This is a genomic window from Halobacterium sp. KA-4 (assembly GCF_021028995.1).
GTDB lineage: Archaea > Halobacteriota > Halobacteria > Halobacteriales > Halobacteriaceae > Halobacterium.
On the sequence record NZ_JAJJZG010000015.1, the window covers coordinates 35,099 to 60,331 of the forward strand.

The 25,233-nt window shown below is 55.1% G+C and carries 17 protein-coding genes; 11 read left to right on the forward strand and 6 right to left on the reverse strand.

The window, feature by feature from the left end; all coding sequences use genetic code 11:
- Nucleotides 1-310: 310 nt before the first annotated feature.
- The gene (locus LPA44_RS13755; RefSeq protein WP_230890108.1) at nucleotides 311-1,690 is read left to right on the forward strand and encodes an MBL fold metallo-hydrolase; all 1,380 of its coding nucleotides are present in this window, start codon (nucleotides 311-313) and stop codon (nucleotides 1,688-1,690) included.
- Between the two features lie 373 nt (nucleotides 1,691-2,063).
- Here LPA44_RS13755 and LPA44_RS13760 read toward each other — a convergent pair whose 3' ends face one another.
- From LPA44_RS13760 to tnpA, 3 genes are all read right to left on the reverse strand, one after another.
- Nucleotides 2,064-3,395, reverse strand: a complete 1,332-nt coding sequence (locus LPA44_RS13760; RefSeq protein WP_230890109.1) for an AAA family ATPase — start codon at nucleotides 3,393-3,395, stop codon at nucleotides 2,064-2,066.
- Nucleotides 3,396-5,027: 1,632 nt separating this feature from the next.
- The gene (locus tag LPA44_RS13765; protein ID WP_010901980.1) at nucleotides 5,028-6,284 is read right to left on the reverse strand and encodes an RNA-guided endonuclease TnpB family protein; all 1,257 of its coding nucleotides are present in this window, start codon (nucleotides 6,282-6,284) and stop codon (nucleotides 5,028-5,030) included.
- A 1-nt stretch (nucleotide 6,285) separates the two neighbouring features.
- Nucleotides 6,286-6,678 carry an IS200/IS605-like element ISH1-8 family transposase gene (gene tnpA, locus LPA44_RS13770; protein WP_010901979.1) on the reverse strand — a complete coding sequence of 131 codons (393 nt, stop codon included), beginning with the start codon at nucleotides 6,676-6,678 and terminating at the stop codon, nucleotides 6,286-6,288.
- A 443-nt stretch (nucleotides 6,679-7,121) separates the two neighbouring features.
- On the opposite strand from tnpA, the gene LPA44_RS13775 reads away from it, so the two are divergent.
- Nucleotides 7,122-8,330 carry a Cdc6/Cdc18 family protein gene (locus tag LPA44_RS13775; protein ID WP_230890110.1) on the forward strand — a complete coding sequence of 403 codons (1,209 nt, stop codon included), beginning with the start codon at nucleotides 7,122-7,124 and terminating at the stop codon, nucleotides 8,328-8,330.
- A gap of 65 nt (nucleotides 8,331-8,395) precedes the next feature.
- Here the strand turns inward: LPA44_RS13775 and LPA44_RS13780 are convergent, their stop codons facing one another.
- Entirely contained in the window at nucleotides 8,396-10,096 is a 1,701-nt protein-coding gene (locus tag LPA44_RS13780; protein ID WP_230890111.1) for a transposase, read from the reverse strand.
- Nucleotides 10,097-10,292: 196 nt separating this feature from the next.
- Here LPA44_RS13780 and LPA44_RS13785 point away from each other — a divergent pair, with 196 nt between their 5' ends.
- The 3 genes from LPA44_RS13785 to LPA44_RS13795 all read left to right on the forward strand — a co-directional run bounded on the left by LPA44_RS13785 (nucleotide 10,293) and on the right by LPA44_RS13795 (nucleotide 13,563).
- Nucleotides 10,293-11,093: a DUF2080 family transposase-associated protein gene (locus LPA44_RS13785; RefSeq protein WP_230890112.1), complete on the forward strand. Its 801-nt coding sequence runs from the start codon at nucleotides 10,293-10,295 to the stop codon at nucleotides 11,091-11,093.
- Between the two features lie 962 nt (nucleotides 11,094-12,055).
- A complete protein-coding gene (locus LPA44_RS13790; protein ID WP_230890113.1) occupies nucleotides 12,056-13,006 on the forward strand; it encodes a ParA family protein in 951 nt (316 codons plus the stop codon).
- 2 nt (nucleotides 13,007-13,008) lie between these two features.
- Entirely contained in the window at nucleotides 13,009-13,563 is a 555-nt protein-coding gene (locus LPA44_RS13795) for a hypothetical protein (protein ID WP_230890114.1), read from the forward strand.
- A 295-nt stretch (nucleotides 13,564-13,858) separates the two neighbouring features.
- Here the strand turns inward: LPA44_RS13795 and LPA44_RS13800 are convergent, their stop codons facing one another.
- On the reverse strand, nucleotides 13,859-14,602 hold the full coding sequence (locus LPA44_RS13800; RefSeq protein ID WP_230890115.1) for an Lrp/AsnC family transcriptional regulator: 744 nt from the start codon (nucleotides 14,600-14,602) through the stop codon (nucleotides 13,859-13,861).
- A gap of 262 nt (nucleotides 14,603-14,864) precedes the next feature.
- Here LPA44_RS13800 and LPA44_RS13805 point away from each other — a divergent pair, with 262 nt between their 5' ends.
- From LPA44_RS13805 to LPA44_RS13825, 5 genes are all read left to right on the forward strand, one after another.
- Nucleotides 14,865-15,215, forward strand: a complete 351-nt coding sequence (locus tag LPA44_RS13805) for a hypothetical protein (protein WP_230890116.1) — start codon at nucleotides 14,865-14,867, stop codon at nucleotides 15,213-15,215.
- A gap of 1 nt (nucleotide 15,216) precedes the next feature.
- A complete protein-coding gene (locus tag LPA44_RS13810) occupies nucleotides 15,217-15,660 on the forward strand; it encodes a universal stress protein (protein WP_230890117.1) in 444 nt (147 codons plus the stop codon).
- A gap of 54 nt (nucleotides 15,661-15,714) precedes the next feature.
- Entirely contained in the window at nucleotides 15,715-16,425 is a 711-nt protein-coding gene (locus LPA44_RS13815; protein WP_230890118.1) for a potassium channel family protein, read from the forward strand.
- Nucleotides 16,426-16,468: 43 nt separating this feature from the next.
- Nucleotides 16,469-18,019, forward strand: a complete 1,551-nt coding sequence (locus tag LPA44_RS13820) for a TrkH family potassium uptake protein (protein ID WP_230890119.1) — start codon at nucleotides 16,469-16,471, stop codon at nucleotides 18,017-18,019.
- A gap of 233 nt (nucleotides 18,020-18,252) precedes the next feature.
- On the forward strand, nucleotides 18,253-22,146 hold the full coding sequence (locus LPA44_RS13825; RefSeq protein ID WP_230890120.1) for an Eco57I restriction-modification methylase domain-containing protein: 3,894 nt from the start codon (nucleotides 18,253-18,255) through the stop codon (nucleotides 22,144-22,146).
- A 427-nt stretch (nucleotides 22,147-22,573) separates the two neighbouring features.
- Here the strand turns inward: LPA44_RS13825 and LPA44_RS13830 are convergent, their stop codons facing one another.
- Nucleotides 22,574-24,445: a transposase gene (locus LPA44_RS13830; protein WP_230890121.1), complete on the reverse strand. Its 1,872-nt coding sequence runs from the start codon at nucleotides 24,443-24,445 to the stop codon at nucleotides 22,574-22,576.
- A gap of 237 nt (nucleotides 24,446-24,682) precedes the next feature.
- Here LPA44_RS13830 and LPA44_RS13835 point away from each other — a divergent pair, with 237 nt between their 5' ends.
- Nucleotides 24,683-25,213, forward strand: coding sequence for a hypothetical protein (locus LPA44_RS13835; RefSeq protein ID WP_230890122.1), 531 nt, complete (start codon nucleotides 24,683-24,685; stop codon nucleotides 25,211-25,213).
- The last annotated feature ends 20 nt before the right edge of the window (nucleotides 25,214-25,233 follow it).

The following is a 25,233-nucleotide window of genomic DNA, read 5'->3' on the forward strand; positions in this document are numbered from 1 at the left end:
CGGTGGGATTGGCGCCCGCATCATGCTGTAACACATCCACAGACCGTACGGCGCGCGAAACAAGTGGGAGAGTAAATACACTCGCCAAAAGCGCGATCGCGAAAAAAATGGTGGGTGAATGAGCGGCCAACAGTACAACTCAGCACCTTACCAAGCGTTCCAACAAGCCCGTTGCAATGAGTTGGTAAGGGAGAGTCAAGATAAGTTTCTGCCCCCCGAGAATAGGATGAAGGGGATGACACTGGGTAGGGCAATTTCTCCCAGAAAAAGCTCACCAACCACCATCGGTAACAAGTACACTTTCAGACCCATGAACATCAGTTTCAAATACGCAAATCGAAGTAACACCTCCGTCCTCCTGAAATTCGACGGCATCATCGACAACCAAACACTCTGCCTCCTCGTTGACGCCGGCGAAGGCACCGACGTCGACTCACTCATCAACGAGGATGAAAACGAGTTCCTCGCGGGGATTCTACTCACACACCTCCACCTAGACCACTACATATCCCTCGACGAGAATCTTCGCGACAATACGAGAATATACACATCAAAAGAGAACGAGAAAATCCTCAACACCGTTCTTTCAGAAGCGAACTCTAACCGCACCAACTCGTTCAACACCCACCAAATTCAGTCCTCTGTCACACCAATCACCGACAGTATAACGATCGGTGATGCTCTCACCATCACACCAGTCCCAGCTGGACATACACCCGGCGCAACTGGATTCTACATCCAGTTCGGCAGTGATGGCGATACTGAAACTATTCTCATCACTGGCGACTTCACGCGGCGGACTGTCGCCGGGTATTCAGGGCTCCCCCTCCACGAAACGGACACACTGATTCTCACGGGCGCAACCGCTGACAGCTTCCAGGACTCAATCACAAGCGCCCTAGACAAGGCGCTTGAGCACGGAGTTTCTGGCTCCCCAACACTCGTTACTGCATCCGGGTTGAACTGTGTCCACTTCACATATCTCCTCGGGCACCTACTCGACCGGACTTCAAGCCCTTCTCAGGTCAACATCGTCGGACAAGCAGCGAAGCTCTACGACGCACTTGGATACGCTGTCCCCAATGTGAACTCTATACAAGAATACGACGCTGGCAACGTCGTCGGCGAATCATATATCACGGTTAGCGGGCCGGATATCCCGAACAGCGGAGGGGCGAAACTTCTCTTCGATGAAATCCGCCACGACCCGAATGCCGGGTTAATCCAGTTGGTCAGTGGCGATCGGGGCGATATTGCAGATAGTCAATGTACAATTAACCGGTACGTCACCGTCAATCATCCGACGATGGAGACGGTAGAGAATACCATCGAGCTATTGAATCCAGAGCAAGCCATCATCACGCACCAAACTGGAGACAACTTAGAACGCTACCGGGACCAGCTACCCACGGCTGTTTGGGCTCCAAAGGACAACCAAACATACACATTCTACAAGGATGGAGAATGGACGCCGCCACACTGGATCAACAAAGAGACTCTGAGAAAGTACAATAGCAGCACACAACCGATTAAACTTCCTGCGGTCGCCCCTGATACAGATTCATTCAGGCGTATGGGAGTTGACCTTGGGGGCGAGGGAGTGCTCCTCAATAACGTGATGATGGTTTCTGATACCAATTCGTCCGATTATAAGTATTCGACAGCTTCAACGCCAAATCCCGGAGTTTGAGGTTGTCTTCGTAGGTCGAATCAGAGCTAACACGCATGTGTGGGGGTGATCCAATCGGAATCAGGCCTCTGTAGGCAATGCATGAAGATACACATCCCCTTTGCGAGGTGTGTACTCCAACCCCCCGCTTGCCCAAATGTAGAAGAACAACCCAAACCGAACACCCCCCGCTTGCCCAAATGTAGAAGAACAACCCAAACCGAACACCCCCCGCTTGCCCAAATGTAGAACAACCCGAACCGAACACCCCCCGCTTGCCCAAATGTAGAACGCAGCCCAATCTATTAGTCCCGTATCCAAAAGCGCCTTGAGCTACCCACCCCGTAAACGGGTGAGATTCAACATAGACCCCGTTCTAGCCCTCGGCGGGTGACTAAGACTTCGAGAAGAACTCATCGAGAGACGTGTTGATCCGCCCCATCACTACATCCTTTTCGTCAACCACATCTTCAAACCGCTCTTCCTCAGAGATAAGAGCATCAACAAGATATCCAGATTGCCGATTCAACACGAAGGACTTGTAGACACCCGAATCTGGGCCTTGGCTTTTTCGATGTGATTCCAGTAGTCCATTCGTCTCAAACTCGCTCGTGTACCGGCGAATCGAATCAAGTGACTTCGTCTCCGTCCCAACCTGGTCGCAGATGTTCTGGTAGACTTTCTTCACCACCGGGGACGGGATGAGTTCGATATCGTGCTTCGACCACGCTTGCGTGGCTGAAATCGCCAACAGAACACCCTTCTTAGAGAAACTGTACCCCTTCGCAAGACTTAGGACTCGGTCCTTTTCCACTTCATCCTGAGACTGGCGAACATGCTCTTCGGCCACAGTCGAAGCGCCCTCATTCACTGCTACATCGCCTGCTGTCCGTAAGAGGTCCACTACTTTTCGAGCATCACCGTGATCCTGTGCTGCGATCGCTGAAGCCAGCGGAATAACATCTTCCTCAAGAACACCGTCTAAAAAGGCGTCTTCGCGCTTATGGAGGATTTCGCGGAGTTGGCTCGCGTTGTAGTCATCGAAATGGACGTCGCGTGGGTTAAATGAACTCTCAGCTCGACCATCGAGATCGCGCATGAAGTCCGGCTGGTTGGTGAGTGCGACGACCGACATATCGTTGAATCCGACAAGGTCGTTCATTCGGCTGAGTTGGTAGAGAAGTGCAGAGAACGCAGATTCGCTAGCTCCAGATTTGAGTGGGTTGACGAGAAGATCGACCTCGTCGATGATAACAACAAGAGCGTCATAATTGGCGTCTACTGCTTCAATAGTTTTAGTGAGAGCCTTGTGAGTCGATAGCCCTTTCACAGATATTTTTTCGTCGACGTTGTCCAGCTGGGACACATGCTTTGCGAGTTTTTCGCACGCCTGGAAGTTAGTTTGGAGCCACTCGCAGTTGATTTGGATCGTCGCGAGGTCTTCATCCTGTTCGTCGAGTGCGGATTGGTACTCGTTGAGGACTCGATTAACGATCAACGATTTGCCGGTTCCAGATGGGCCGTACGCGAGAACGTTTGGTGGGGTGCTACCTTGAATGAGAGGTTTGAACAGCGTGATGAGGTTAGAGAGTTGGTTGTCGCGTCCAACGATGCGGTCGTCGGAGATGATGCGGTTAGTATCTAGGAGATCTCGGTCTTTGAAGATCCCCGTACTTTCATCTCTAACAGCAGCCGAGATATCACCAGAGCCGAGGTTTGATTCCATTTAGGGGTTCTTTTGGATGGACTCACATAAATCCCCACCCACTTACGGAATGTAGAGAGAGATGCCGATATTGAGACTGGTGATTTGGGACGGTTCAAACCTCACAATAGGAGAGTCTCATATGGGGGTGGTATCACAACCGGTATTCAGTCCGGAAAGACGCAACCCCATGAGAAATGTATTCGGTAACTGGTGGTGGGCAAGAGTGAAACATAACGAGAGTGATACGGTTCCAGAGATGGTTGTTCAACCCCCACCCCCCACTTGCCCAAATGTTCCAAGGAAGTTGGTGGGGAGGGGGCCAGCAGGGAGATGACCTAAGAACGCCGAAAACGCCAAGAACAGCAGAAAGAAGAGGTAAGGGCACCATACTCGCGTTAGCCGTTTCTAGACGAAAGGCTTAACACGAATACACGCTAACCATACCCGCACCGCAACTAACACAGGTGTCGACGAGGAACGTAGGCGACACCTGGCCTAGAACAGCATTTTCTTCCTATCTTCTCGATTCTTGTTGTTTGAGGTTCTCTCCGCAAGAATTCTTTTCCTCCCATCGTGATTCTGGGCTTCTCCCAACCCTCATCCCCCTCTCGAACATTTGGGCAAGTGGGGGGTGGGGGTAGCTTTTCTCGGATGGTTGAGGGGACCACCGAACCTTACCAAGTCATTGCAACGCTTCGCACCAATCGCTTGGTAAGGTTCTCGCACCAAGCTGGAGGCGGTCGCGAATGAGCTTGGCCAGCCTCCCAACACGGAACTCCCTATTCGGAGTGCGTATCCCAGGACACCCACACACCGTCTTCTTGAAGGGAAACGCCCGCCGTGAGATGGGTTTGGCGGTCATAGTACCACTAGCGCTGAATGCGTAGATATCACGTGAAGTACCTCGGGGCTTGCCCCCGAGGTACTCGACCCACCCCGCCTGTAGACCATCCCATGACACGCTATAACAAGAGCGTGGATATCGGGAGTGTATTTGGTAAGAGTCGATGGAGGCACTCACCTCTTTTCCTGAGTGTTTTCTTCCGTGATCTGGAATCGGTTTGCGGGGTGGGGGGACACACCTCTTTTCCTGAGTGTTTTCTTCCGTGATCTGGAACCGGTTTGCGGGGTGGGGGGACACACCTCTTTTCCTGAGTGTTTTCTTCCGTGATCTGGAACCGGTTTGCGGGGCGGGGGGACACACCTCTTTTCCTGAGTCCAAGAGAAACATTAGCACGTATATGTTGGTGCTTTTCCGGTATTATGGACGAAAGCACGTCCCCGAAACAGGAAGCCCCGCCCTCAAGGAAGCTGCTAGGCGGCTGAGTGGAGAAGAGTGGTTTACACAGCTGGATCGGTCAGTGTAGATGCACGAGTTCGAGTGAAATCGTGATATATGAATGTGTGGCAGACATGAGACACACCTCGTTTCCGGAGTGACAATGAGGATGGCATCAACGATAGCGGTCTACAAGATCTCTTGGCTGAGAAGATAGCAGCCACGGTCAAGAAATGTCTGTACCACCCCCACACCAGATTTCCTGAGAGTTGTGGTTGAGAGGTGTACCAACTGTAACCGCCTCCAACCGTTACCGCAGGTGACATCCTCCGCGCCGTGAACGGCGCGGCTTCCTTGCATGGGAATACCGGTTAACTACCGGCAGTGGGTTCCGACCCGACCTCTCCGAGCGTCATCTGCCGTGGTTGGCTCTGCTCGGTGGGGGTCGCGGCGCTGTCACAGGCGCTCCCATCCCGTGAGATGTCATCGCCCGCCGGTTTCAGCGGCAGGCTCTCACCCCACGGGTCGTGGCGGTCAGCGATGTTGACCGCCGCGTTGATGTCTGCGTGGTACTCCGATACCCAACACTCGTCGTTCTGACACCGGAACTCATCGCCGTCCCGATACCCGATGTGGCCGCACTCGTGGCACGTCTGGCTCGTGTACTCCGGGCGAATGTATTCGACCGGGATGCCAGCCTCTCGTGCTTTGTCCTCGATACGCTCCTGCAAGCGAGCGAACGCCCATGCGTGGAGGCGTCGGTTCATCCATTCGCCGTAGTCGAGGTCTTCGCGGATGTACGAGAGGTCTTCCAGAACGACCACAGGCTTCTCGAATCGGCAGGCGTACTCGATTGCTTGCCGAGACGCCTTTTCGATGATGTCTGTGAGTGCGTTCTGGTAGTGGTCGAATCGCTCGTCAATCCGCCACTGGGCGGCGTCACGCTCTTGCAGTCGCTTCAGCGTTGTGAACATCTCTTTGCGGAGGTGACGAGCGCGGCCGCCGTTGATGAGCAGTGGGTCAGTCGGAGTGCCCTGCTTGCAGGCACAGCCCGCGAGCAGGTGCGCTTCGCCAATATCAAAGCCGACTGGCGTCACATCCTCGTCGGTCGGCTCATAGTCCGGTTGTTCGACCGGGAACTCGACAGTGACGTGGAGCGTCCACGACGTGCGGTGGCGTTGCAGGCGGAGTTGGCCTGCCGACGCCTCACCGTGTACGAGGTCGTGCCACAGACCGTCTTGTTCGGGGTTGATACGAAGCGGTATCCAGAAATTCGTCCCGCGACCGGGTTGCGGTGCCCACCATGTGAACTCGTAGTCACGCGCCGCCGAGTGGTCGAACTCGGCGGCTTGGTTGGTAAGCCGAACCGGGTGGTCGTCGTCTAACTCCTGTGCGTTGTAGGTGTCGTGCAGTTGTGGGACGTAGTTGCAGAGAGCTGCTTTCGCCTGATACGGGAGGTCGTAGGGCGTCACCACGTCGCTGGTGGCGGTCATCGTGTCACACCCGGCGTCGAACGCTTCGTGTAGCCCCTCACGGTAGGTTTCGAGCAGGTCACACAGTTTCCGCTCTTTGTGGGCTGTCGGCGGGGCGAGTGTAGCTTCCAGCGTTTTTGTGGTTGTCGCGGTCATGCTACTGGTCGTCCACGTAGTCCATCAGCGTGTCAATGCTCACTTGGCCGGTCGTGGCGAGGAAGTATCCCGGTTGCCAGAACGCATCTTCGAGCGTCTGTGTTACTTCGGGAAACTCCGACCGTATCCGTCGGGACGTGACACCTTTGAGTGAGTTGATGAACTTCGTGAGGTCTGTGGTTGGTTTGGTCTGAAACAGGATGTGAACGTGGTCGGTACCACCGTCCACGTTCTTGATGTCGGCCTCGAAGTCGTCTGCAATATCGTGGGCGATTTCAGCCACACGCTCCAGCCGCTCATACGTGAGAATATCGGCCCGGTACTTCGTGACAGTCACGAAGTGGTACTGAAGCGCGTACACTGTGTGCGACCCGGTTTGCAGATGATACTCCATTTGGCCTTAGCAGATACGAGACACCCAATTCAGATAACTCTTGTGACGTGGGGTATTCAGCAGGGAGAAACCGAGTGGTTTGTTGCACAGAGCTTACGCGATTCACTCCCGCCCTGTTCGCTCCTCGGTTCCGACTGAGCGTCGGAACACTCGTCACTCACGGGAAGGGCGGGATTCTCTCGCTGAATCAAGATAGCTACCGCAGACAGTTACAGCACTGCAATTTGTTTGTATTACGGATACTGTTTGTGGAGTGGGATCTTATAATTTATCCTTATCTAGAGGTCAGAATCTAACCGGTCGTCCGTGTTTTGGCTAGCTCTCAGGAAATGACGTGTGTGGGAGATATATCTCCATTTAAGTATCCTAATGTCTCGGGAGACTCAGGACTCTCAGGAAGAGGGAGGGGTTTTATGTGGTTAGTGTTCCTGTGTCCGGGTAAAATGGGATTGGAACGATTCACGGCAGAGGACCCAATTTTTGTCGACGAGGATGTTCTTCGCGATAGTCACAGACCAGAGGGTTTGATTGAACGGGATCAAGAATTGACCGAGTACCAGTCGTCGTTAAAACCGGTAATCAAGGGCGCTCGTCCACGTAATATTTTCTTGTACGGACAGACGGGTGTGGGGAAGAGCGTGGCAACGCAGATGGTTATGGACAGGCTTCGTGAGGATCAGCAGCAATACGATTATCTCGACGTCGAGGTCGTCGATATTGTCTGTAAGAACTTGTCGAGCTCGTACCAGGTGGTGGTGAAGTTGGTAAATCAATTCCGTGATTTTGAGGATAAGATCCCGACGACTGGTTATCCACCGGACACGGTTTACGAGTTCCTGTGGGAGCATCTTCGGGAAGTAGAGGCTACACACGTCCTGTTTGTGTTGGACGAGGTAGATGCTATCGGGAACGACGACGACATTCTATACCAGTTACCGAGGTCGAACGATAACGGGAATGTTCCGCCAGAGGAGACGAAGGTGGGCGTGATCGGAATCTCAAACAATTTCACGTTCCGCGATAACTTGTCGGCTCGTGTGAAGGACTCGTTGTGCGATGAGGAGATTCACTTCCCGCCGTACGACGCTAACCAGCTGCGGAATATCTTGTACCAGCGAGCGGAGAAGGCTTTCGTCGACGGTGTTCTTGAGGAGGATGTAGTTCCGTTGTGTGCAGCGATGGCAGGGCAGGAATCAGGGAGTGCGAGGCAGGCGTTGAAGTTGTTATTCAAAGCCGGCGATTTAGCGCGTAGCCGTGATATGACTGAGGTGACGGAGGATTTGGTTCGTGAGGCTGAACCGTTGGTGAAGGGGGGTCAGGTGGAGAACGAGCTTGAGTCTTTGCCGACGCAGAGCCATTTGACGTTGTATGCGATTTTGAAATTGCACGAGCGGGATGAGTTGCCGGCGAAAAGCAGTGACGTGTATCAGGTGTATCAGCAGGGGGCAGAATTCATTAATGCGGATGTGAAGACAGATCGGACTATCCGTGACCGGTTAAGCCAGTTGAAGTTGAAAGGTTTTCTCGAGGTTGAGGAGCATAATGAGGGGCCGAAGGGCGGCAGCTACTATCTTTATGAGTTTGGGGATATCCGGCCAGAGATGATTCGGGAAGTGTTGGAGGATTCAATGCGGTTAGAAGAACTGTTCTAACAGTAGTCCCTGATTTTACCGAGGTCTGTTGCACACTCCAGGGCTGATGTTGTCTGCCGCGTTTGTCAGATGATTCTCTTCGTACCGGTGCGCGCACGCTCAACGTCGGCCTCCCGAATCGCGTGAAGCACGTCTGTCGCGGTGAGTTGGAAGTTCTCCCGGCCACCGAAGTGGTAGGGGAGTTCGTATTTGAGTGCTGTCCAGTAGTTATAGAACATCTGAGCCGCGCCGAAGTAGAACGTCCGCACCGCGCGCTTGCTCGATCCACAACGCCCCTGGAAGTCGTGTTTCAGCTGACGAATCGCCGTCTCAACCTGCCACCGATCCCGGAACTGGTACGCGTACTTCCGCAGCTTCTCGTCGGGGACGTCCTCAACGTCGTAATCCGTAATCCACGCGACGTGCTCTTTCTCGCGTGCCTCACTCCCGATCTCCCCCTCATGGATGGGGTGCGCAAACACGTTCACCTGGTCTCTGCCGGTGAATCCAGCGAATCGCACCCCGTTCTCGCCGTCGGGTTCGTCGTCATCGAGTCGGTCCAGTAGCTCGCCAGGGGCACCCGTATCCTTCGCCTGAATCAGGAAGTCAATCCCTTCCTCGCGGCACGTTGTCACCACGTCCCCCCGGTACATCCCCCGATCACAGTAGACGTGCCCCAGCTCGAAGTCGGCATACGTGCTGACGCGACGAATCAGCCGCCGCAACGCGTCCGCCGTCTCGTTTTCCTTCTTAATCGGGGTCGCCCCCAGTACGTACCGCCGATCAGGGGCCGCAACCGAGAGTACAGCGTATTTCCAGTAACTCGTCGTGTTCGAAGACTGGCGTCCCCCACTCGTCCACTCATGGTCGTCGCCGTACCAGGGGACGTCCGTGATGTCGTAAGCGAGATGCACCGGTTCCTCCGGGAGCAGTTCTTCGCGCTCCAAGAGCCGACAGGTGCCCCGAATGAACTTCGCTTCCAACTCCTCAACCTCGTACTCACGGGCGTAGCTCCGCAGCGTCGCCGGCGGCGGGACCGCGACAGCATCATCCGTCTGCCATCGTAGCAACTTCGCCCCATTCGCCGCGTAGCAGTCCTCAAGGGCGATGTGGGCGAGCAGCCGATAGAAGTCCTCAGTCCGATACTGGTAGTTCGGCGCGAGCTGGTCGCGGTCGAACCCCAGCGCGGGCATCGTCAGCGCGAGTAACTCTCCGACCACCTGGGTGGCGGCCTCCATCTTTTCCCCGACGTCAACGGGATCGTCTGCAGTCCATTCCAAGTGTTCCGGCTCGGGTTCCGGGGGGTCAGGACCGAGATCGTCAAGCGGTCGGTCATACATGACGGTGTAGCGAGCCGCCTGGTCCGCCCGCGTTGCTGCCTCTGTGAAGACAGCATCCCCCGGGGAGAGCGCTCTGAGATGCCGGGAGATCGTAGAGTAGTGCGGAATCTCATCCGGGGAGAAGCCCGCTTCACGGGCGACACGGGGGGTGTCAGCGAGGTAGTCAGCGAGGCTGCGGTAGTCGGTGTCGTCGTCGGAGACGAGTTCGCGGAGAATGGCGAGACAGTACCACTGGGGGGCGTCCTCGCTAGGTGGCCACTCGGTGAACAGGCTGCTTTCTGGGGCGATGGTGTTCTGGAAGTGGAGAAGCGCGAGACAGTGGACGTCAGCCGGGTGGACGCTGCCGATTGCGTACGGGGAGAGACGGCCGGGAGAGGCGTTGTGTTCGAACTTCGGGGGGTCTGTGACCTCGGACTGCAAGTGGTCCGGCGGATCGTATTCGTCCATCGATTCCGGGGTTTTCTCCCGGGCGTGATAGGTTTGGGTGGCCTGTCGGGATGGTAATGACTTCGAGGGACTCGATGCTGGCGTAGCCGCAGAAGCACGTGCAACAGACTCCGGTAAAATCAGGAACTACTGCTAAAATACTCGTATATACACGTATATAAGCAACACTCAAGGAGTTGTAGCCAAACACACAGATATGGCAGACGACGACACACAGCTCGAGCGAGAAGTCAAAGAGTTCGGAAACGGAGCCCACGCCACCGTTCCACGAGAATGGCTCGGAGAAACGGTCGTCATCAGACCAGCCGAGGAAAACTCCAGCAAAGCCCTCCAACCCCCAATCACGACAGAAAAACTCCATTCAACCCTCAAAGACGCCTCTCGTGAAGACTTCACCCGCGAGATCCGCAACTCAGACAACTACCCACGCGAGGGTGAATACCAGTACGACCACGACCTACGACTCTCGATCGACGTCGAATTAGTCTACGAAAACGACACAGCAGGCATCCACGACGCAGAAGAAGGGAGGGTAACTCATCTAATAGACAGACCGACGGAAGAAGAACTCCTCGAACACACCGAGTGGTGGGACACTTCAATGAGGCAGCCTGAGACCCTCGGTTGTATTGACCCTGCTGTATCTGGAGTTCTCGACCAGTACGGCATCACGTACGGCGACCTCTACCACTACACCATCAAATGGAATGGTGGCGGAAAGCGATCCTTCGACTTCTCAAACCGGCTTGCAGCAGAAGGACGGTTCTATCTCCCGATCTGGAGTCGGTACGACTCTCTCCAGGACTACAAGGATTCGAGCGCCTACCGGGTAGCGACAGCTCTCACAGAAGCACCGGAAGAAGACTATCTCAAGTACCTCAATACGTTAACCGAACGCGGAATCAACTGGGGAGAACGTGAGAAGCGAGATGGAGCCACAAGAGACGTCTCGCGAGAGGATATCCTTGAAGAATCTACCATCCCCGCCCCCAAGTAACGCGCCATTAGCCGCAAGCCACTCGGATATGGGGCGTCCGGTTACTGGCTCTCGTCCCCCCACTGTGGTATAGTGTGTCTCTGTAACCAGGAACGCCCGTTCCAGGTCGAGTCCACGGTTCACATCTCTGTTACTGCAACAGGAACCTTCTCCCTGATTCAGATTCATGAGTCGGGAGCGCGCTTCGCGATCGTGGTTCTGTATCCGGTTCCCTACCCACGAATCTGATCCGCGTTCCTGTTCCCTGGCACTGTAACTTGTCTTTGAATCATGGACTTGTTACTCGTATCTGTTTCATGGGGCCGATCCACGTGCTCGTCCCATGCTCCTGCATCGTGAGTTTGCTACACGAAACTGACACTCGCTCCAAGCACACGTGCCCGGCACATAGTCCAGTATCGCGGAACAATACCTTGGTACTGTTTCTTGATCCTGCTCCACGAACCTGAACCATGTTCCTGTGCCATATATCTGTACCACGTTTCTGTCACATGGTTCAATAACACACTCCAGTACCATGGCACAGTATTGTGGTACACTCCCGTGTACCCGAGTCCTGAATCACATACGTGATAGTGAGATCTGGTACTGGAGCTTGAACCAGAAGCATGTGCCAGGTTCATGGAACCATACTTCGGCACACTACCCTGGTATTGGTCCGTGTAGCTGGCGCGGGTTCCACCAACCTTAGACTTAGACCTGTTAATCAGCCACTCCACGCCCTATACTGGCCGCCTCCATAGTTGCAGTTCATCGCGCTGGTACACTCAGACGCAGCCCCGATGAGGGACATCAGCCGGCTGGGAGGGGATCTCGACTCTCCTATACCTTGCATCTCCTACCGCAGACCGATGTTGTACCCTGTACCACTAACACGGCTATGGTACACGGTCCTGTACCACGGTAGTGTACCGTGGTACGTCTGACGCACATTTATGGGAATGGCCAATCAACGGGTGTCTATGGCACCACCAACTGAATCGGTCTCTCAAACCGACAGCAACGACGAAGCCGCCGCTGAGCCGGGTTCAAGCGAACCGCGCGCCGTCAGCTTCGCGTTCCTCAAGGGCGGAACCTCGAAAACCACGCTCTCAATCAACACGGCACGCCACCTTGCGGAACGGAACGGAGAGGGCAGCACGCTCTTCATCGACCTTGACCCGAACGGTCACGCCACCCGTAACTACGAATTCGGATACGACAACACCCTCTACAAATCTGGCACGGACCTCGATCAAGTTCTACTCGGCACGAAGGACAGCGGCCCAGACCCCGCCACCCTCCCAGTCGAAACGCCATTCAAGTTCGACCTGCTCCCATCCAGCAACGAACACGAATCCCTCGAAAAGCGAATCTCGTCTGAGGCCGCAGCTTCCTCGCGCCTACGCACGCGCCTCGTCGACCCACTGCTTGGTGACGAGTACGACTACATCATCATCGACCAGCCGAGCAACTCCGGGATGATGAACAACAACGGTGTCGTCGCGTCGGGCAACATCCTCATGCCCATGCTCCCGAACGGGGAGACCATCGAATCCTACAAGCGCACGCGCGAGCGCCTCATCATGCCACTCGAAGAACGGAACATGGACGCCAACATCCTCGCAGTCATCCCGAACCGCCTTGGGGCCCGCATCGACCAGGAGACGAACGACCGCGTCCTCCTAGAAGCAATCAACACGAACGAGCGGTTCAAAACGTTAGTTCCAGACTTCGCCCGCATTACCGAGGAGGAGTGGGAGAAGATCGATGCTGGTGAAATGGAACCACCGAAGCCCGGAGTGCGTGACACCGCCGCCATCACGAACGGTATCGAGAAAGAAGGCGTTCCCCTCCTCGACTACGCCCCGGAGAACGATCAGAACGACCACTTCGATGAAATCGCAGCCATCATCGAGCGTGGAGGTGTCTGAATATGGGGGACGGATTCGGTGACCTCGACGACGTCGTGGGTAAGAATGGAGAAGTGCAAGACCCCGATGAAACGGAGGTAGAACCCGAACCTGAACCCACGGATACGGAACCCACCACCAGTTCAGACAGTTCAAACGCCGAGTCACAGACCCAAGAAGACTCCCAATCCGCAGCGGATACAACGGACGCTTCATCTCAACCGACAGAGATCGTCGCCGGAGATGCTGAAATGACGGCAGACCCGAATCTTGTTGCAGACCTAGCAACGCGGCCAGTGCCCGGAACGGCGACCGACTCTAACTACCCGTTCGCATTCCGCCGTGACACGTGGAATGATGAACGCGGAAGCAATCTCAAATTCGTCCAGCGCCCCGAAACGAAGAAGCGGGAGGATGAAGTCCTAGAGGAGGTCACTGAGGAGCTCTACCCGAACGTGGATATCAATATCACCGACGTCCGTGAAGCAGTCTACATTGCGGGCCTGATGAATCTCGATGACGCTGTTGATGTTCTCAACCAGTGGGGCTTTGCAGACTTGGAAGAACTCCGCGACTAGCAGTAGTTGCTAACGCGGTTTCTTTATTCAGGTAGATGCCTGAAAATGGAATGGCTGAATCAGTAAGTAGGAATGCAATCTGTTCGCACTGTCTACCGGGATAGACAGCCGCAGAGAACGCTCGCAATTAGTCCGACTGGATTTGATCCCACGCTTCGACACACTCCTCGCAGAGGTAGCCAGTGTATCCGTCCACCTCGTAGTGTTCGACCGTCGTATTTCTGCCACAGCGCCCGCATTTCATGCGTTCCACTCCGATACTGCTTGAATAGGGCGTGTCATAATCAGGACCGCGTTATTGGGTGCCGAATACTTCCAGCGCCTCTTTCTCTAGCCCAGATTTCGAGAATAATGAAATGACGTCGCCCGTTTCAATCCTGGTCTCGCCTTTCGGCGTTAGGATGTCGCCGTCGCGTTCGATGCCGACCACCAGCATTTCGTCAGCCAGCAGCCCCTTCTTGACTGCCTCCTCGATGGTAAGCCCTGCAACTTCCGCTCCCTCTGAGACGGTGAATTCGACGACCTCAGCGCCGCCAGCGAGACTCATGAAATCCGTCAGCGACGGCCCGACGGGAACATCATCTGGGCCAAATGGGTTGTACGGCTGATGGTACTCGCCTTCGACGACGCTCTCGTCCTCGATCTCTAACCCGATGTCCGAGAGTTCGCCCGCGATACGGCTGATATCGTCCGTATTCGACCCGACGGCGGTTACTGCAATATTCGTCTTCCCAGTCATTAGCTCCCGGACGGACACGACGCCGGAAATCTCTAGTGCGGCCTGAGCGAGTCGGTCGCGGTCGGGAATCGGGGCCGTACAGCTGAACTGGTAGGTGACGCGTCCCTCGATAGATTTGTAGTTGATGTCGGCCAGATACCCGCGCAGCACGCCCTCCGCTTCGAGTTGATGGATTCGGTTTCGGATCGTTGCCGCGGTCACCTCCATCTCCTCTGCGATCTCCGCGGCTGTCGTGTTCCGGGCATCACGCGCTAGGTGATAGAGGACCCGCTTGTCAATCTCATCGACCCGATATTCCATACTTGTACTAGGGTTAGAACGCATAACTAATCCTCGATTTGTGAGCACACAACCCACTATTGTGTCTCCACGTACTTGTCATCATTCCCTATGCATATTTTGCAAATTAAAAAATCTACCCCAGATATTTCTCTTGCAAAAATATAATGCCAACTCTTATTGCGTGGTGACAATCTATCTGGGGGATAGCCGCCACCGAATCCGCACCAAACTGGTTTGATACTCAACCATCGGTGTCCGACCTGAAGTGGCCGGCTAACCCATGACACCATCACATATTGACCCCCCAGACGCCATCCCGACGGACGTCGCAGCAACGCTCGAACGCTGCAGTGATGCGGAACTCCGGGAGATCATTCACTACGCACAACAGCTCCTCCGAGCGCATCCGCCGCTAACGGACGCCATCGAGTCACGGCCGGGAGAAGACCTCGTTCGCATCGAGGACCACGGTGCATACACCATCGCCGTCGTCGAACGCCCCGGTGAAACGGACAAAGATCGTGGCCCGTTCGCCTACCGAGTCAACTGGGAGTCGGATGTCAACGGCGGAGAGGGTAAGTACAGGTGGCACTACCTCGGGAAGGTCTACAGCGACCCAGGGGGTGGCTGAGATGGCGAACTCGTTATTCCGGCGCGTTATTGCGCCAGTCGCTACCCCAGACGATGCGGCGACGACGGCCGACGCGCTCGCCCCGCACGTGAGGGGGACAGATTCGACAGTCGTTGCCATTCACGTAATCGAGAAGGCTGGCGGTGCTCCTGACAAAGCGTCCGTAGAGCAACGCGAACAGTACGCCTCAGAGGTCTTCGACGTCGTCGCCGACGGCTTCGAAGGGACCGGAGTGACAGTCGAACTGGACCTCCGATACGGGACCGACGTTGCAGCGACGATTATCAACGCAGCCCACGACAAGGACGCCAGCGCCATCGTCTTCACACCGCGTGGCGGGAGTCGATGGCGCAAACTCCTAACCGGCGACGTCGCTCACAGGCTCGTAACCGACAGCGACGTTCCGATTCTGAGCCTTCCAGACCACGAGGTGAATGAGACGTGAACGTCTACGCATATTGCTTGAACAGGTCCCTTACCGCGATTTAGAAATCCATTCATGTACATCATCATCGTCGGAGCCGGCGATATCGGGTCGCCACTCATCGAAATTGCAACGAACGCAGGCTACGAGGTCGTCGTGATTGAGAAGACCACCGACCGGGCAGACGAGGTCGCTAGTGAGTACGACTGCATGGTTCTTCACGCGGACGCGACGGTCAAAGAGTCCCTGCTTGATGCGGGTGCTGACCGCGCGGACGCGATTATCACGACAACCGATCAGGACGCAACGAACGTGATGGTTTCGTTGCTCGCCCAAGAGCTCGAAATTCCGGCAATCGTTTCGGTCGTGCACAACCCCGAGCACATGAATCTGTTCCGGCAGATTGGCGTCAATACGATGGAAAATCCTCAGCGACTCATCGCAGAGTCGCTGTTCCGGTCAGTTGACCGGCCGTCCATCGTCGATTACATGCGCGTCGGAGAGGTTGCCGAAGTGTTCGAAATTACTGTCGCTGAAGATGCACCAATCTCCGGGATGACACTCAGCGAGGCGGACCAAGAAGGATTGCTTGACGAGGAGACACTCGTCGTCGCAATTGAACGGAAAGGAACGGACTCCCCCATTACTCCTCGGGGTGACACTCGCATCAAGCAGGATGACCTCCTAACGGTCTACTCCGGGACTGGGGCGACACCGAAGGTGACGGATGTCTTCGGTCATTACGAGGACCACGAGGAGGATTCCTCGGAGGGGTTTGGATTATGAATTATCCAGCAAGCCCGCGGCGAAACGCGACTAGTAGTGACTAATGAGAGTTGAGACAGACACGGTCGCACGCGACGTCGGCCGCATCGTACAGGCAGTCTCACTGATGATGGTCGTCTCTATCGTCGTGGCGGCTGTCAACCGTGAGTTCTACGCCATCCCCGCATTCCTCGCCTCTACCGTCATCACAGCCGGAATTGGAACTGGGTTGGCCCGACGCTATCGAGATGCAGCACCGCCGGAGAAACGCGACGCGATGGTCACTGCGGCCAGCTCGTGGGCGATCGTTGGCATCCTCGGCGGATTACCGTTTATCTTTATCGCGTGGACGATTCAGGTTGACCCATTCCCTGTTTGGGCGAATACACCACCAATAGATTCAACGACAGCGATATTCCTCCATCCGCTCGATGCGGTGTTCGAGAGTATGAGCGGCTTTACTGGGACGGGCCTAACGATGGCTGCTGTCGAAGAGAAACTCCCGCGGTCGCTGCACTGGTGGCGGTCGCTTATCGAGTGGATCGGTGGCGTCGGCGTCATCGTCTTGACTGTCGCCATTCTCCGGCGAAGTGGTGGCGGCGGATCGTATACGCTGTACGAGAGTGAAGCGCGCTCGGAGAAGATTCATCCGAGCATCGTCACGACTGTCCGAGAGATTTGGAAGATCTTCGTCGGCCTCACTGTCGGTTCGATCGTCCTCTTCCTGCTCGCTGGGATGCCGCTGTGGGATGCTATCAACCACGGAATGACTGGGATTGCGACGGGCGGGTTCTCCGTGCATGCGGAGTCTATTGGATACTACGACAGCCCGATTATTGAGTACGCGACGGTTCCGATAATGGTCGCGGGCAGCATCGCGTTCCCGATTCACTACCTACTGTTCAGAGGCGAGCTACGGAACTTCTACGCGGACCTCCAGACGCGGTGGGTTTTCCTCTGGTTCGCCGCCGGCTCACTCGCGCTAACTGGTATTCTGTACGCCAACGGCCAGTACGCGACGCTGGAGGAGACGTTCCGAGTGAGCCTGTTCCAGTTTGTGTCGGCGACGTCTAACACCGGCTTCGGGAGCGCGACGGTCGGTGGTGGGACTGAACAGGTGTGGAGTGCTGGCGCGACGTTACTGACGTGTCTGGGGATGCTGACCGGCGCCGCGGCGGGGTCCACGACGAGCGGGCTCAAACTGATTCGCGTCGCCACGCTCATCAAGGGCACCGTCTGGCAGATTCAGGAAGTATTCCGACCGAACACGGCGATTCGATACCTACGCATCGGCGAGCGCAAACTCAGCGAGCAGCAAGCCGAACGCGAATACACCGAAGCAACCGTTGTATTCGTCCTCTGGATCACGTTCCTCGCTATCGGCGTTGCCGTCCTCCTCCGCGTCCTGTCCCCGGGGTATCCGTTAGAATACGTGATTTTCGACGTGATGAGCGCGCAGAGCAACGTTGGGTTGGACTCTGGAATTACTGGGCCGGGGATGCCCGACACCGCGAAAGCGATGTTAGTCATCAACATGTGGGTCGGCCGCTTGGAAATTATCCCCGTCGCAGTACTTCTCGGGACGATATTCCGCCGGTTCAATCTCTACCGATAGGGCGTGGATACGCTCTGACTGCGGCCTTCTATTCTCACACAAGGTTAGTTGTTCGTCTGTACTTACCGACTGTTTCACCCAGTACTCTGAATAAATAAACTGCACTTTCAACTACTGCTAGCCTCGCTCAACCACGCTTCTGTTCGCGAGAAGGCTGCAAAGAATGTTAAGCAAACAGCACGAAATGTAGAATATCTAAAAGATTTATAAGTGTTCTAGTCTAAAGCGCTTCCATGCCAACACCGTCGGACTTTCTCGACGGCCTCCACAATATCGGAGACCGCGTACACGCCGAAATGAGTGAAAAAGACGTCGAGAACGCCTTCCTCAACGAACACTTCTACACTCTACTGGACTATGACGGCGCAGGCCACGACCTGCGCAGCGAGATGACACTCCCGGACAACAAGCGCCCGGACTACATCACCCTCGACGACAACGAATCCGTCACCGCCGTCTACGAATTCAAATCCAGCGGACGCGACCTCGACAAACACACCGACCAACTATTCCACTACGTAGACGAGCTGAAAGCCGACTATGGAGTGCTGACAAACGGCGAAGAACTGCGCCTATACCGCCGCGACGAATCCCACCTCACCACGATCGCCCTCGCCGAAGCAACAAGCCAGCAAGCGCGAGACACGTTCAAAGCGCTACAGAAACCGGAATGGGATATCACTGACACCGAAAGTGTAAACGACTACCTGAATCGGCTTGAGCCAGTCACGCTCAACGGCGAACTCGGTCGCGAACACTTCTTCGACACGTTCCGTTTGGAGGAAGGGAGTGTGTTTGCAGATCTCGTCACCGCGATGATGGACCTGCTACACGAACTGCGCGACGACAAAGAAGCGAAATTCGTCGAAGGTGCATATGATTTCTGGGAAGCCAGCTACGCGAACATCCCCGAAGACACACCCGAGTCATGGGAGTCGATGCTGCCGAGCAACCGACAGTCCGACCTAAAGGACTTCATGTTCTGCCTCGAGAGTGGGCACGCACTCCTTGGACGGCTGTTGTTGTCGAAGGCTGCGCAGGACTACGACTTCTTCAAGCAAACCCAGTACGAGGGAATGGACGACTACTTCACCGGCCTTTCGGGATTCTCATCAGAAATCGACCCTGAATCCTACCCCGTTGCTGCCGCAAGCCTCATCGAAGACATGCAAGAACAGCTCGTTGAGAGTCTCTTTGAGGACGACATTTTCACGTGGTGGAAAGAGAGCTACCGTACGGCGCTAGCGACCGGGCACGGAAGTGGTGCGACACGGTTCAAGAAAGTCGCAGAGGAAGGGACCGATACAGAGCTGAGTGAAGCGACCAGAGAGCGGTTTAGTCGCGCAATTTCACATACGCTGTTCGCGGTGCTGAAGTTCGACTTCGCCCAGATTTCGGGTGACCCACTCGGGAATCTGTACCAGCGGTATTTCGACCCGGAGACGCGGAAAGCGCTTGGAGAGTTCTACACACCCGAACCCGTCGTGGACTACATTATGGACGGTGTTGACTACGACGTCGGGGTATCCTCGCAACGAGTAATTGACCCGGCATGCGGATCTGGTACGTTCCTGGTTGAAGCCATCGAGCGATACATCGAAGACGTACGACGGTATGACGACGACCCGGATTGGACGAAAGAATTGACTGAGTTGTGTACGCACCCGCATGTTGTCGGTGTAGACATTCACCCATTCGCGGTATTGATGGCGCAGATCCGATTCATGGTCGCGATCTTGCCGGAATACCGAGAAGCGAAACAACAGGACCACGATTTCACGATCCGCAGACTCCCGATTTTCCGCGCAGACACCCTCCGAGACGAACGTGAACTAACCGGCGCCGACCTTGGAGACGCGGAAGGTCGGCAACTGACTTGGGATGCGATGACCGAGGACACACAGGACGTTCGCGTACCTGTACCGCTCCCGATCGAGGTCGATGATACAGCAGACACGCCCGGAGTCGAGACTGACGACGGGTTCCTGGTAAAGCGAATTCGGATGCCGTTATTCGACACAATCCAACTGAAAACCGGGGTGAGTAATTTCGGGGAATACTTCGCGGCGCTACAAGGCGTTCTCGACGTCGTGAAGTGGCATATGGACGAAGGATACTGGGAGTACCAAGGCGGTCTTAACTCCGGTATCGAGCGGTACACGTCCCAGGGATACGACGGTGTAGAGGAGTTCTTCTCGCCGTATGTAGACGATATGCTGGAGGTGACACGGCAGCTGCAGGAGAACCACGACGACGGGCGCCTGTTCAAGATGTTCGAGGACACCGTACTGGCGCTCGTTGTGAAGAATTACATGGACTACGACTACGTCGTGGGGAACCCGCCGTACGTGCGCGTGCAGAACCTACCCGATAGTCAGAAAGAGATGATGGAGTCGCTATACGACTCAACCACCGGGAATTACGATATTTACTGTCCGTTCTACGAGCGTGGACTCGATTGGCTCCAGGAGGGAACGGGGAAACTCGGGTTCATTACCCCGAACCAGTTCATGGTCACAGAGTACGGTGAGGGCCTTCGACAAGTAATGCTAGACGAAAGTCGCATCAAGGAGGTGTACGACTTCCGCGACTCCGGTGTGTTTGAGGATGCGACCAACTACCCGGCAATCGTAATTCTGGAAGACGAACCAGACGAGTCCACACGCGAAGATAACGATATTCGATGTGTCAGAGTCAAAGCGAACACCGACAATGAGAGTGACCGAGAGCTCGACGATGAGATTATCAAAGCGGTGCGTGATCACCGTGGGAACCCTGGGTATTCGGACGAGTTCATCGACGTGTTTGACTACCCGCAGAGCACGCTTTCAGGCGAGGAATATTGGCCGTTGATGCCGCCGGAGGAATTGCAGGTGTTTGAGAAGCTCGAACAGCAAGCTGATACAACAATCGGGAAGGCGACTGATGCCGTATTCCAGGGTATTCGGACGAGTGCGAACAAGATTTACGTAGTTGACGTACTCGATGCCGATCGCGTAGAATCGAGTGATACCGGCGATGTAGTGACAATCGTGCCGACAGGTGAGTCGAAGGAGTACGAGATTGAGACTGATTTACTGCGCCCGTTCCTGAAAGGGAATGACGTCAAGAGGTGGCGTGGTAAGTGGTCTGGCTTGCACGTTATCTACCCGTATCACGTACAGCAGGCGAACGACGGTGGCCAGGAAGCGGTGCTGTATGGTGAAGATGAGTTACGCGATGAGTTGCCGCTGTCCTGGCAGTACCTACAAAAGCACGAGACAGCCTTAAGAGAGCGTGAAGACGGCGGTTGGTTGGATAGTGACGTGTGGTGGGAGTTCGGACGTTCGCAGAATTTGGAGAAGTTCGAGACGCCGAAAACAATTCAGGCCGAGATTGCGGATGATGCGACGTTCATGATCGACGAGGCCGGAACATGGTACTTTACGACGGCGTATGGTGTCACGTTTAGCGAGCAGTACCGCGATATTACAGAAATTTTGTCTACGGAACTGAATTCGAAGGCATTAGATTTCTACTTGAAGCATATCGCGGCCATCAAAGCGGGCGGATACTACTCATACCGGACGCAGTACGTCGAAAAGCTCCCATGTGTTACTCAAGATTCTACTGACGTCTTTCAGGATATCCGTGATAGAACAGGGGATATTGTCTCGTCGATTGACCTAGATAGTAAAACGAACCGCTTCCCTGAGGCGTATCTGGGCGACTACGATGGGCAGCTGGACCGAATTGAGTACGAGTGGCAGACTCGTCGATATCCGGTGAATGCATCTGTAGAAGAGACCGACGATGGGCGGTTTGTGGTGACCGCCGGGAACACTGACGAGATTACCGACCCGCTCATTGATTCTGGAAGTCGGGCGGAGAATGAATTGCGCGCGGAGTACGTTCGTGAGGCGGTCAATGGTCGGAATATGAAGAGTGGTGAGGAGATGTCGATGCAGATTCCGGTCGCGCAGGACGGTGTTGAGGAGTTACTGGATCGTCTGAAGGAGGACGAACAGACGGTTGCTGCGAAGGACATCAGTGCGCTTGAGGCGGAAATTGATGAAGCGGTGTATGAGCTGTTCGGACTCTCTGAGGAGGAACAGCAGGTAGTGGAGAATTACCACGAAGTGTTCTGAATGGCCTCCAGTGGTTGAGTCGGTCCTCGTAGTACTTCTCTCTCGTCCCCTCCTGTGATTGTTTCCGTCGGGTGATTCATTCTATAATGCTTTAGCGATCCTGTGCTATCAGGGTGTGTGAGGGTCTCTGCAGACTGATTATGGGGTGGGCTCTGTTGAGAAGCGGTGCGAATAAACCGCTTATTTGTATGTTAGAGAACCTCGAAAACTGTGGGGCCACAGGTTCGGAAGGTGACTTTTCACACTAATCTGGAAAGCGGAAATAACGTTCAGCGTGAGTAATCGATGAGAAGTCACTTCCAACCTAGAAACTCCTACCAGCGGACTGGCAGAACAGCGGTTGATTTATGAGAACTGCCGCAAAAAGTCGTTATCTGAAGAGCGCTGCTGCTACCGATCGAATTAACACGAAGAGAAGAGTCCCCGCTCAGTCAGGCGGTTCGAGTGAATCCATCAGCGTAAACACAGAGCCAACAGCGGTCAACAGCGTGTCTGGCCGACCATCCACAGGATTCGCCTCGTACTCGTCGTACGCCTCCCCAACAAGCACCTGAAGCTGCGCGTCGACGAGCCGCCAGACGTTGTAGAGCAACGTCGCCCAGACGAAACTGAAACACCGCACACGATAGTCCTTCGACGCAACAGACGGCAGGAACCGCTTGATCGACCGATACTCGTTCTCGATGTCCCACCGGCTACTGTACCGGGCTGTCAATCCCATTGCATCGTCCGGTGACACATCCTCTCGATTCGTGACGAACACTGCAAACGACCGCTCGCCCTCCTCGTCCTCCATCGCGACGAAGTCCTCGGTTCTGGGCGGCACGTACATGATGTTCGTCGTGTGGCTGTACTCGTAGTCCGGAGCCGGGTACAGATCAACGTCAGGTTCGACCGCAATATCAGCCGTCGGATGCTCTCGAATGTTCTCGATCGCCGCCCAGTCTTTCGCGTACTTCCGCTTGGGAAGCAGATAGTCCACGTCGTAGCTGTCCAGCACATCCTGAACGCGATGCCCATCGAATCCCCGGTCGGCCATCACCAGATGAATATCAACGTGCGCTGTCGCCCGCTCCATCAATCTGTCAACAACCTCATCGAGCGATGTTGTCTCACCACTCTCGCCCTCCCACGTCGAATTCTCACGGATGGGCTCAACCGCGAGAACAATCGGAGCATCGCGTCCGATAATCGTGAGCGTGGCGTATTTGTAGCCGTACGTCCCCGGATCTTCGCATCCGCTCACCATCTCTGGATAGTCCGCTTTCGGTACCTTCTGCTTCCCGTTACCCAGCTCGATTCGCGGATCGTCTGGCTGGATATCCGATTTCGCCTTCCACGGAGAGACGTAAAATGGGATCTCGGTGATGTCAATCGCCGCAACAACGGGCTCCGTAATCATATCCGTCTGCTGGAGCGCACCGAGTAACCCCTCTATCGACTCATCGAACGAATCTTGGAGTGTTTCGGCACACCGTCGCCACGATGGAGTCGGGTTCGTCGATGTGGTGTCGAAATCACCGAGCGTGTACTGGTAACTGCCCGGTGTAGCACACTTCTTGACCGCATACGTATGCGTATCGTGATGCAACGCATCGTCCAGCTGTCTATTGAACGTCCGGTAGACCGTTCGAGAGCCCGTCCGGTCGCCAAGGAGACTCATTCGAGTCTGGGATTCCCACACCGTCTCGTCTTCGTGCTTCACGTTCGCTGCTCGCCCGGTGTCGAATGCAGGGAATACGTGCTTGCCAGCGGTCTCTAAGAGGTCGCTGGCGTGCCGGTCGACGAAGTGGGTGATTGGCTCTCTCGTCTCGGAACTTGCTTCGTCGCCCTCGGCATTCGCACCGCCAATCAGCGTCGGGGCCGAAACTTCCCGGACGTCGAGATCGTTCTCAGCTGCAACGATTCGGATGTCATTGCCAATCGCTTTGAGGAACCGCCGGAGCTGTGGGCTGAACCGTCGTCGTTTCGTGTGGGAGATTGTTCCCTGGGAAACCGATCGCTGTAAGTTGAATCTGAGTTGGAGGTACGGCCACGACTGAATACGGTTAGCTACCTCGTCCTGTGTGTAGTCGCACGCGTGCATATAGATGAAGACGCGGACCATCGACTCGGTTGAGAACATAAAATTCGACTTGCGCGTCACCCACTGGTCGATTATCTCAGTCGGAAATTGGAGACTCCCGATTGTCCGTGAGATATTCTGTGTACCCTCGAGAAGCGTTGATGCCTGGTCGACCAGTAGCTCACGGGCCGTCTGCAATTCCGTGATGTCGAGTGGGTCGTGTGAGCCAGACATTGAGAGATGCTGTAATGAATGTTAATTTGAAGTAGACTGATATTCTGGGACGATATTTTCGATTTGCTTGAGAGAGGGTTTGAGGGGGAGACATTTGAACGGTTAGGGGCATTATGAAGCAAGAATTTGATTGATAGCAATATTGGTACGCTTGAAGGATAGCTTCGATTCAAGGATTAGTTGCATCTATATCTGTCTTGAGCGGCTACCCTCTATTTATCAATGGAGCGAAGTCCTGTGGAAGCGTATCTCCGCCGCAAAGGAGCCCTGGAGGTGCTTATCGAAATCGGTCTCGGAAGTGCTACGTTCCAGAATGTCGACGAGGCGGTGTTGGTGAGTTCGTCAACTGTCTCGAACCGACTTCAGGAAGGTGTGGAGAACGAGCTCATTGAGGTCACACATCGGCCAATCGACCACGGAACGCAGAAACGCTATACGCTCACAACAGTCGGAACGCGTGTTGTCAATCGAGTCCGAGAAATCGATCTGGATAAGACCGTTCAAAAGCTTCAACGTCTTCACAGAGAGCGAGAGACAGAGTTAGAACGTCTAATCGGGCGACTCAATCGCGATAAGTTGATCATCGGCTACGAGCATGAGCAAAACCCACCCTCCATTCCTGAGGACAATATCCCACCAGATGACGCGATCGGGGGCCTCGAGCCGCCGTCAGAGAGTGACCAGAAAGCAGCCCACCGAAAACGGCTCGAAGACGACCTCGTCGGGCTGGATGAGGAGACCGACGATGGGAGTGATGACCAGATGTAGGGCGCGATCTGTCTCTGTGC

What these genes read in the sequence shown, in the direction of transcription:
- LPA44_RS13815 (WP_230890118.1), top strand. Translation starts at nt 15,715, where the DNA reads ATGTACATCATCATCGTCGGAGCCGGCGATATCGGGTCGCCACTCATC.
- LPA44_RS13755 (WP_230890108.1), top strand. Translation starts at nt 311, where the DNA reads ATGAACATCAGTTTCAAATACGCAAATCGAAGTAACACCTCCGTCCTC.
- LPA44_RS13825 (WP_230890120.1), top strand. Translation starts at nt 18,253, where the DNA reads ATGCCAACACCGTCGGACTTTCTCGACGGCCTCCACAATATCGGAGAC.
- LPA44_RS13805 (WP_230890116.1), top strand. Translation starts at nt 14,865, where the DNA reads ATGACACCATCACATATTGACCCCCCAGACGCCATCCCGACGGACGTC.
- LPA44_RS13830 (WP_230890121.1), bottom strand. Translation starts at nt 24,445, where the DNA reads ATGTCTGGCTCACACGACCCACTCGACATCACGGAATTGCAGACGGCC.
- LPA44_RS13820 (WP_230890119.1), top strand. Translation starts at nt 16,469, where the DNA reads ATGAGAGTTGAGACAGACACGGTCGCACGCGACGTCGGCCGCATCGTA.
- LPA44_RS13780 (WP_230890111.1), bottom strand. Translation starts at nt 10,096, where the DNA reads ATGGACGAATACGATCCGCCGGACCACTTGCAGTCCGAGGTCACAGAC.
- LPA44_RS13795 (WP_230890114.1), top strand. Translation starts at nt 13,009, where the DNA reads ATGGGGGACGGATTCGGTGACCTCGACGACGTCGTGGGTAAGAATGGA.
- LPA44_RS13810 (WP_230890117.1), top strand. Translation starts at nt 15,217, where the DNA reads ATGGCGAACTCGTTATTCCGGCGCGTTATTGCGCCAGTCGCTACCCCA.
- LPA44_RS13775 (WP_230890110.1), top strand. Translation starts at nt 7,122, where the DNA reads ATGGGATTGGAACGATTCACGGCAGAGGACCCAATTTTTGTCGACGAG.
- tnpA (WP_010901979.1), bottom strand. Translation starts at nt 6,678, where the DNA reads ATGGAGTATCATCTGCAAACCGGGTCGCACACAGTGTACGCGCTTCAG.
- LPA44_RS13800 (WP_230890115.1), bottom strand. Translation starts at nt 14,602, where the DNA reads ATGGAATATCGGGTCGATGAGATTGACAAGCGGGTCCTCTATCACCTA.
- LPA44_RS13790 (WP_230890113.1), top strand. Translation starts at nt 12,056, where the DNA reads ATGGCACCACCAACTGAATCGGTCTCTCAAACCGACAGCAACGACGAA.
- LPA44_RS13785 (WP_230890112.1), top strand. Translation starts at nt 10,293, where the DNA reads ATGGCAGACGACGACACACAGCTCGAGCGAGAAGTCAAAGAGTTCGGA.
- LPA44_RS13765 (WP_010901980.1), bottom strand. Translation starts at nt 6,284, where the DNA reads ATGACCGCGACAACCACAAAAACGCTGGAAGCTACACTCGCCCCGCCG.
- LPA44_RS13760 (WP_230890109.1), bottom strand. Translation starts at nt 3,395, where the DNA reads ATGGAATCAAACCTCGGCTCTGGTGATATCTCGGCTGCTGTTAGAGAT.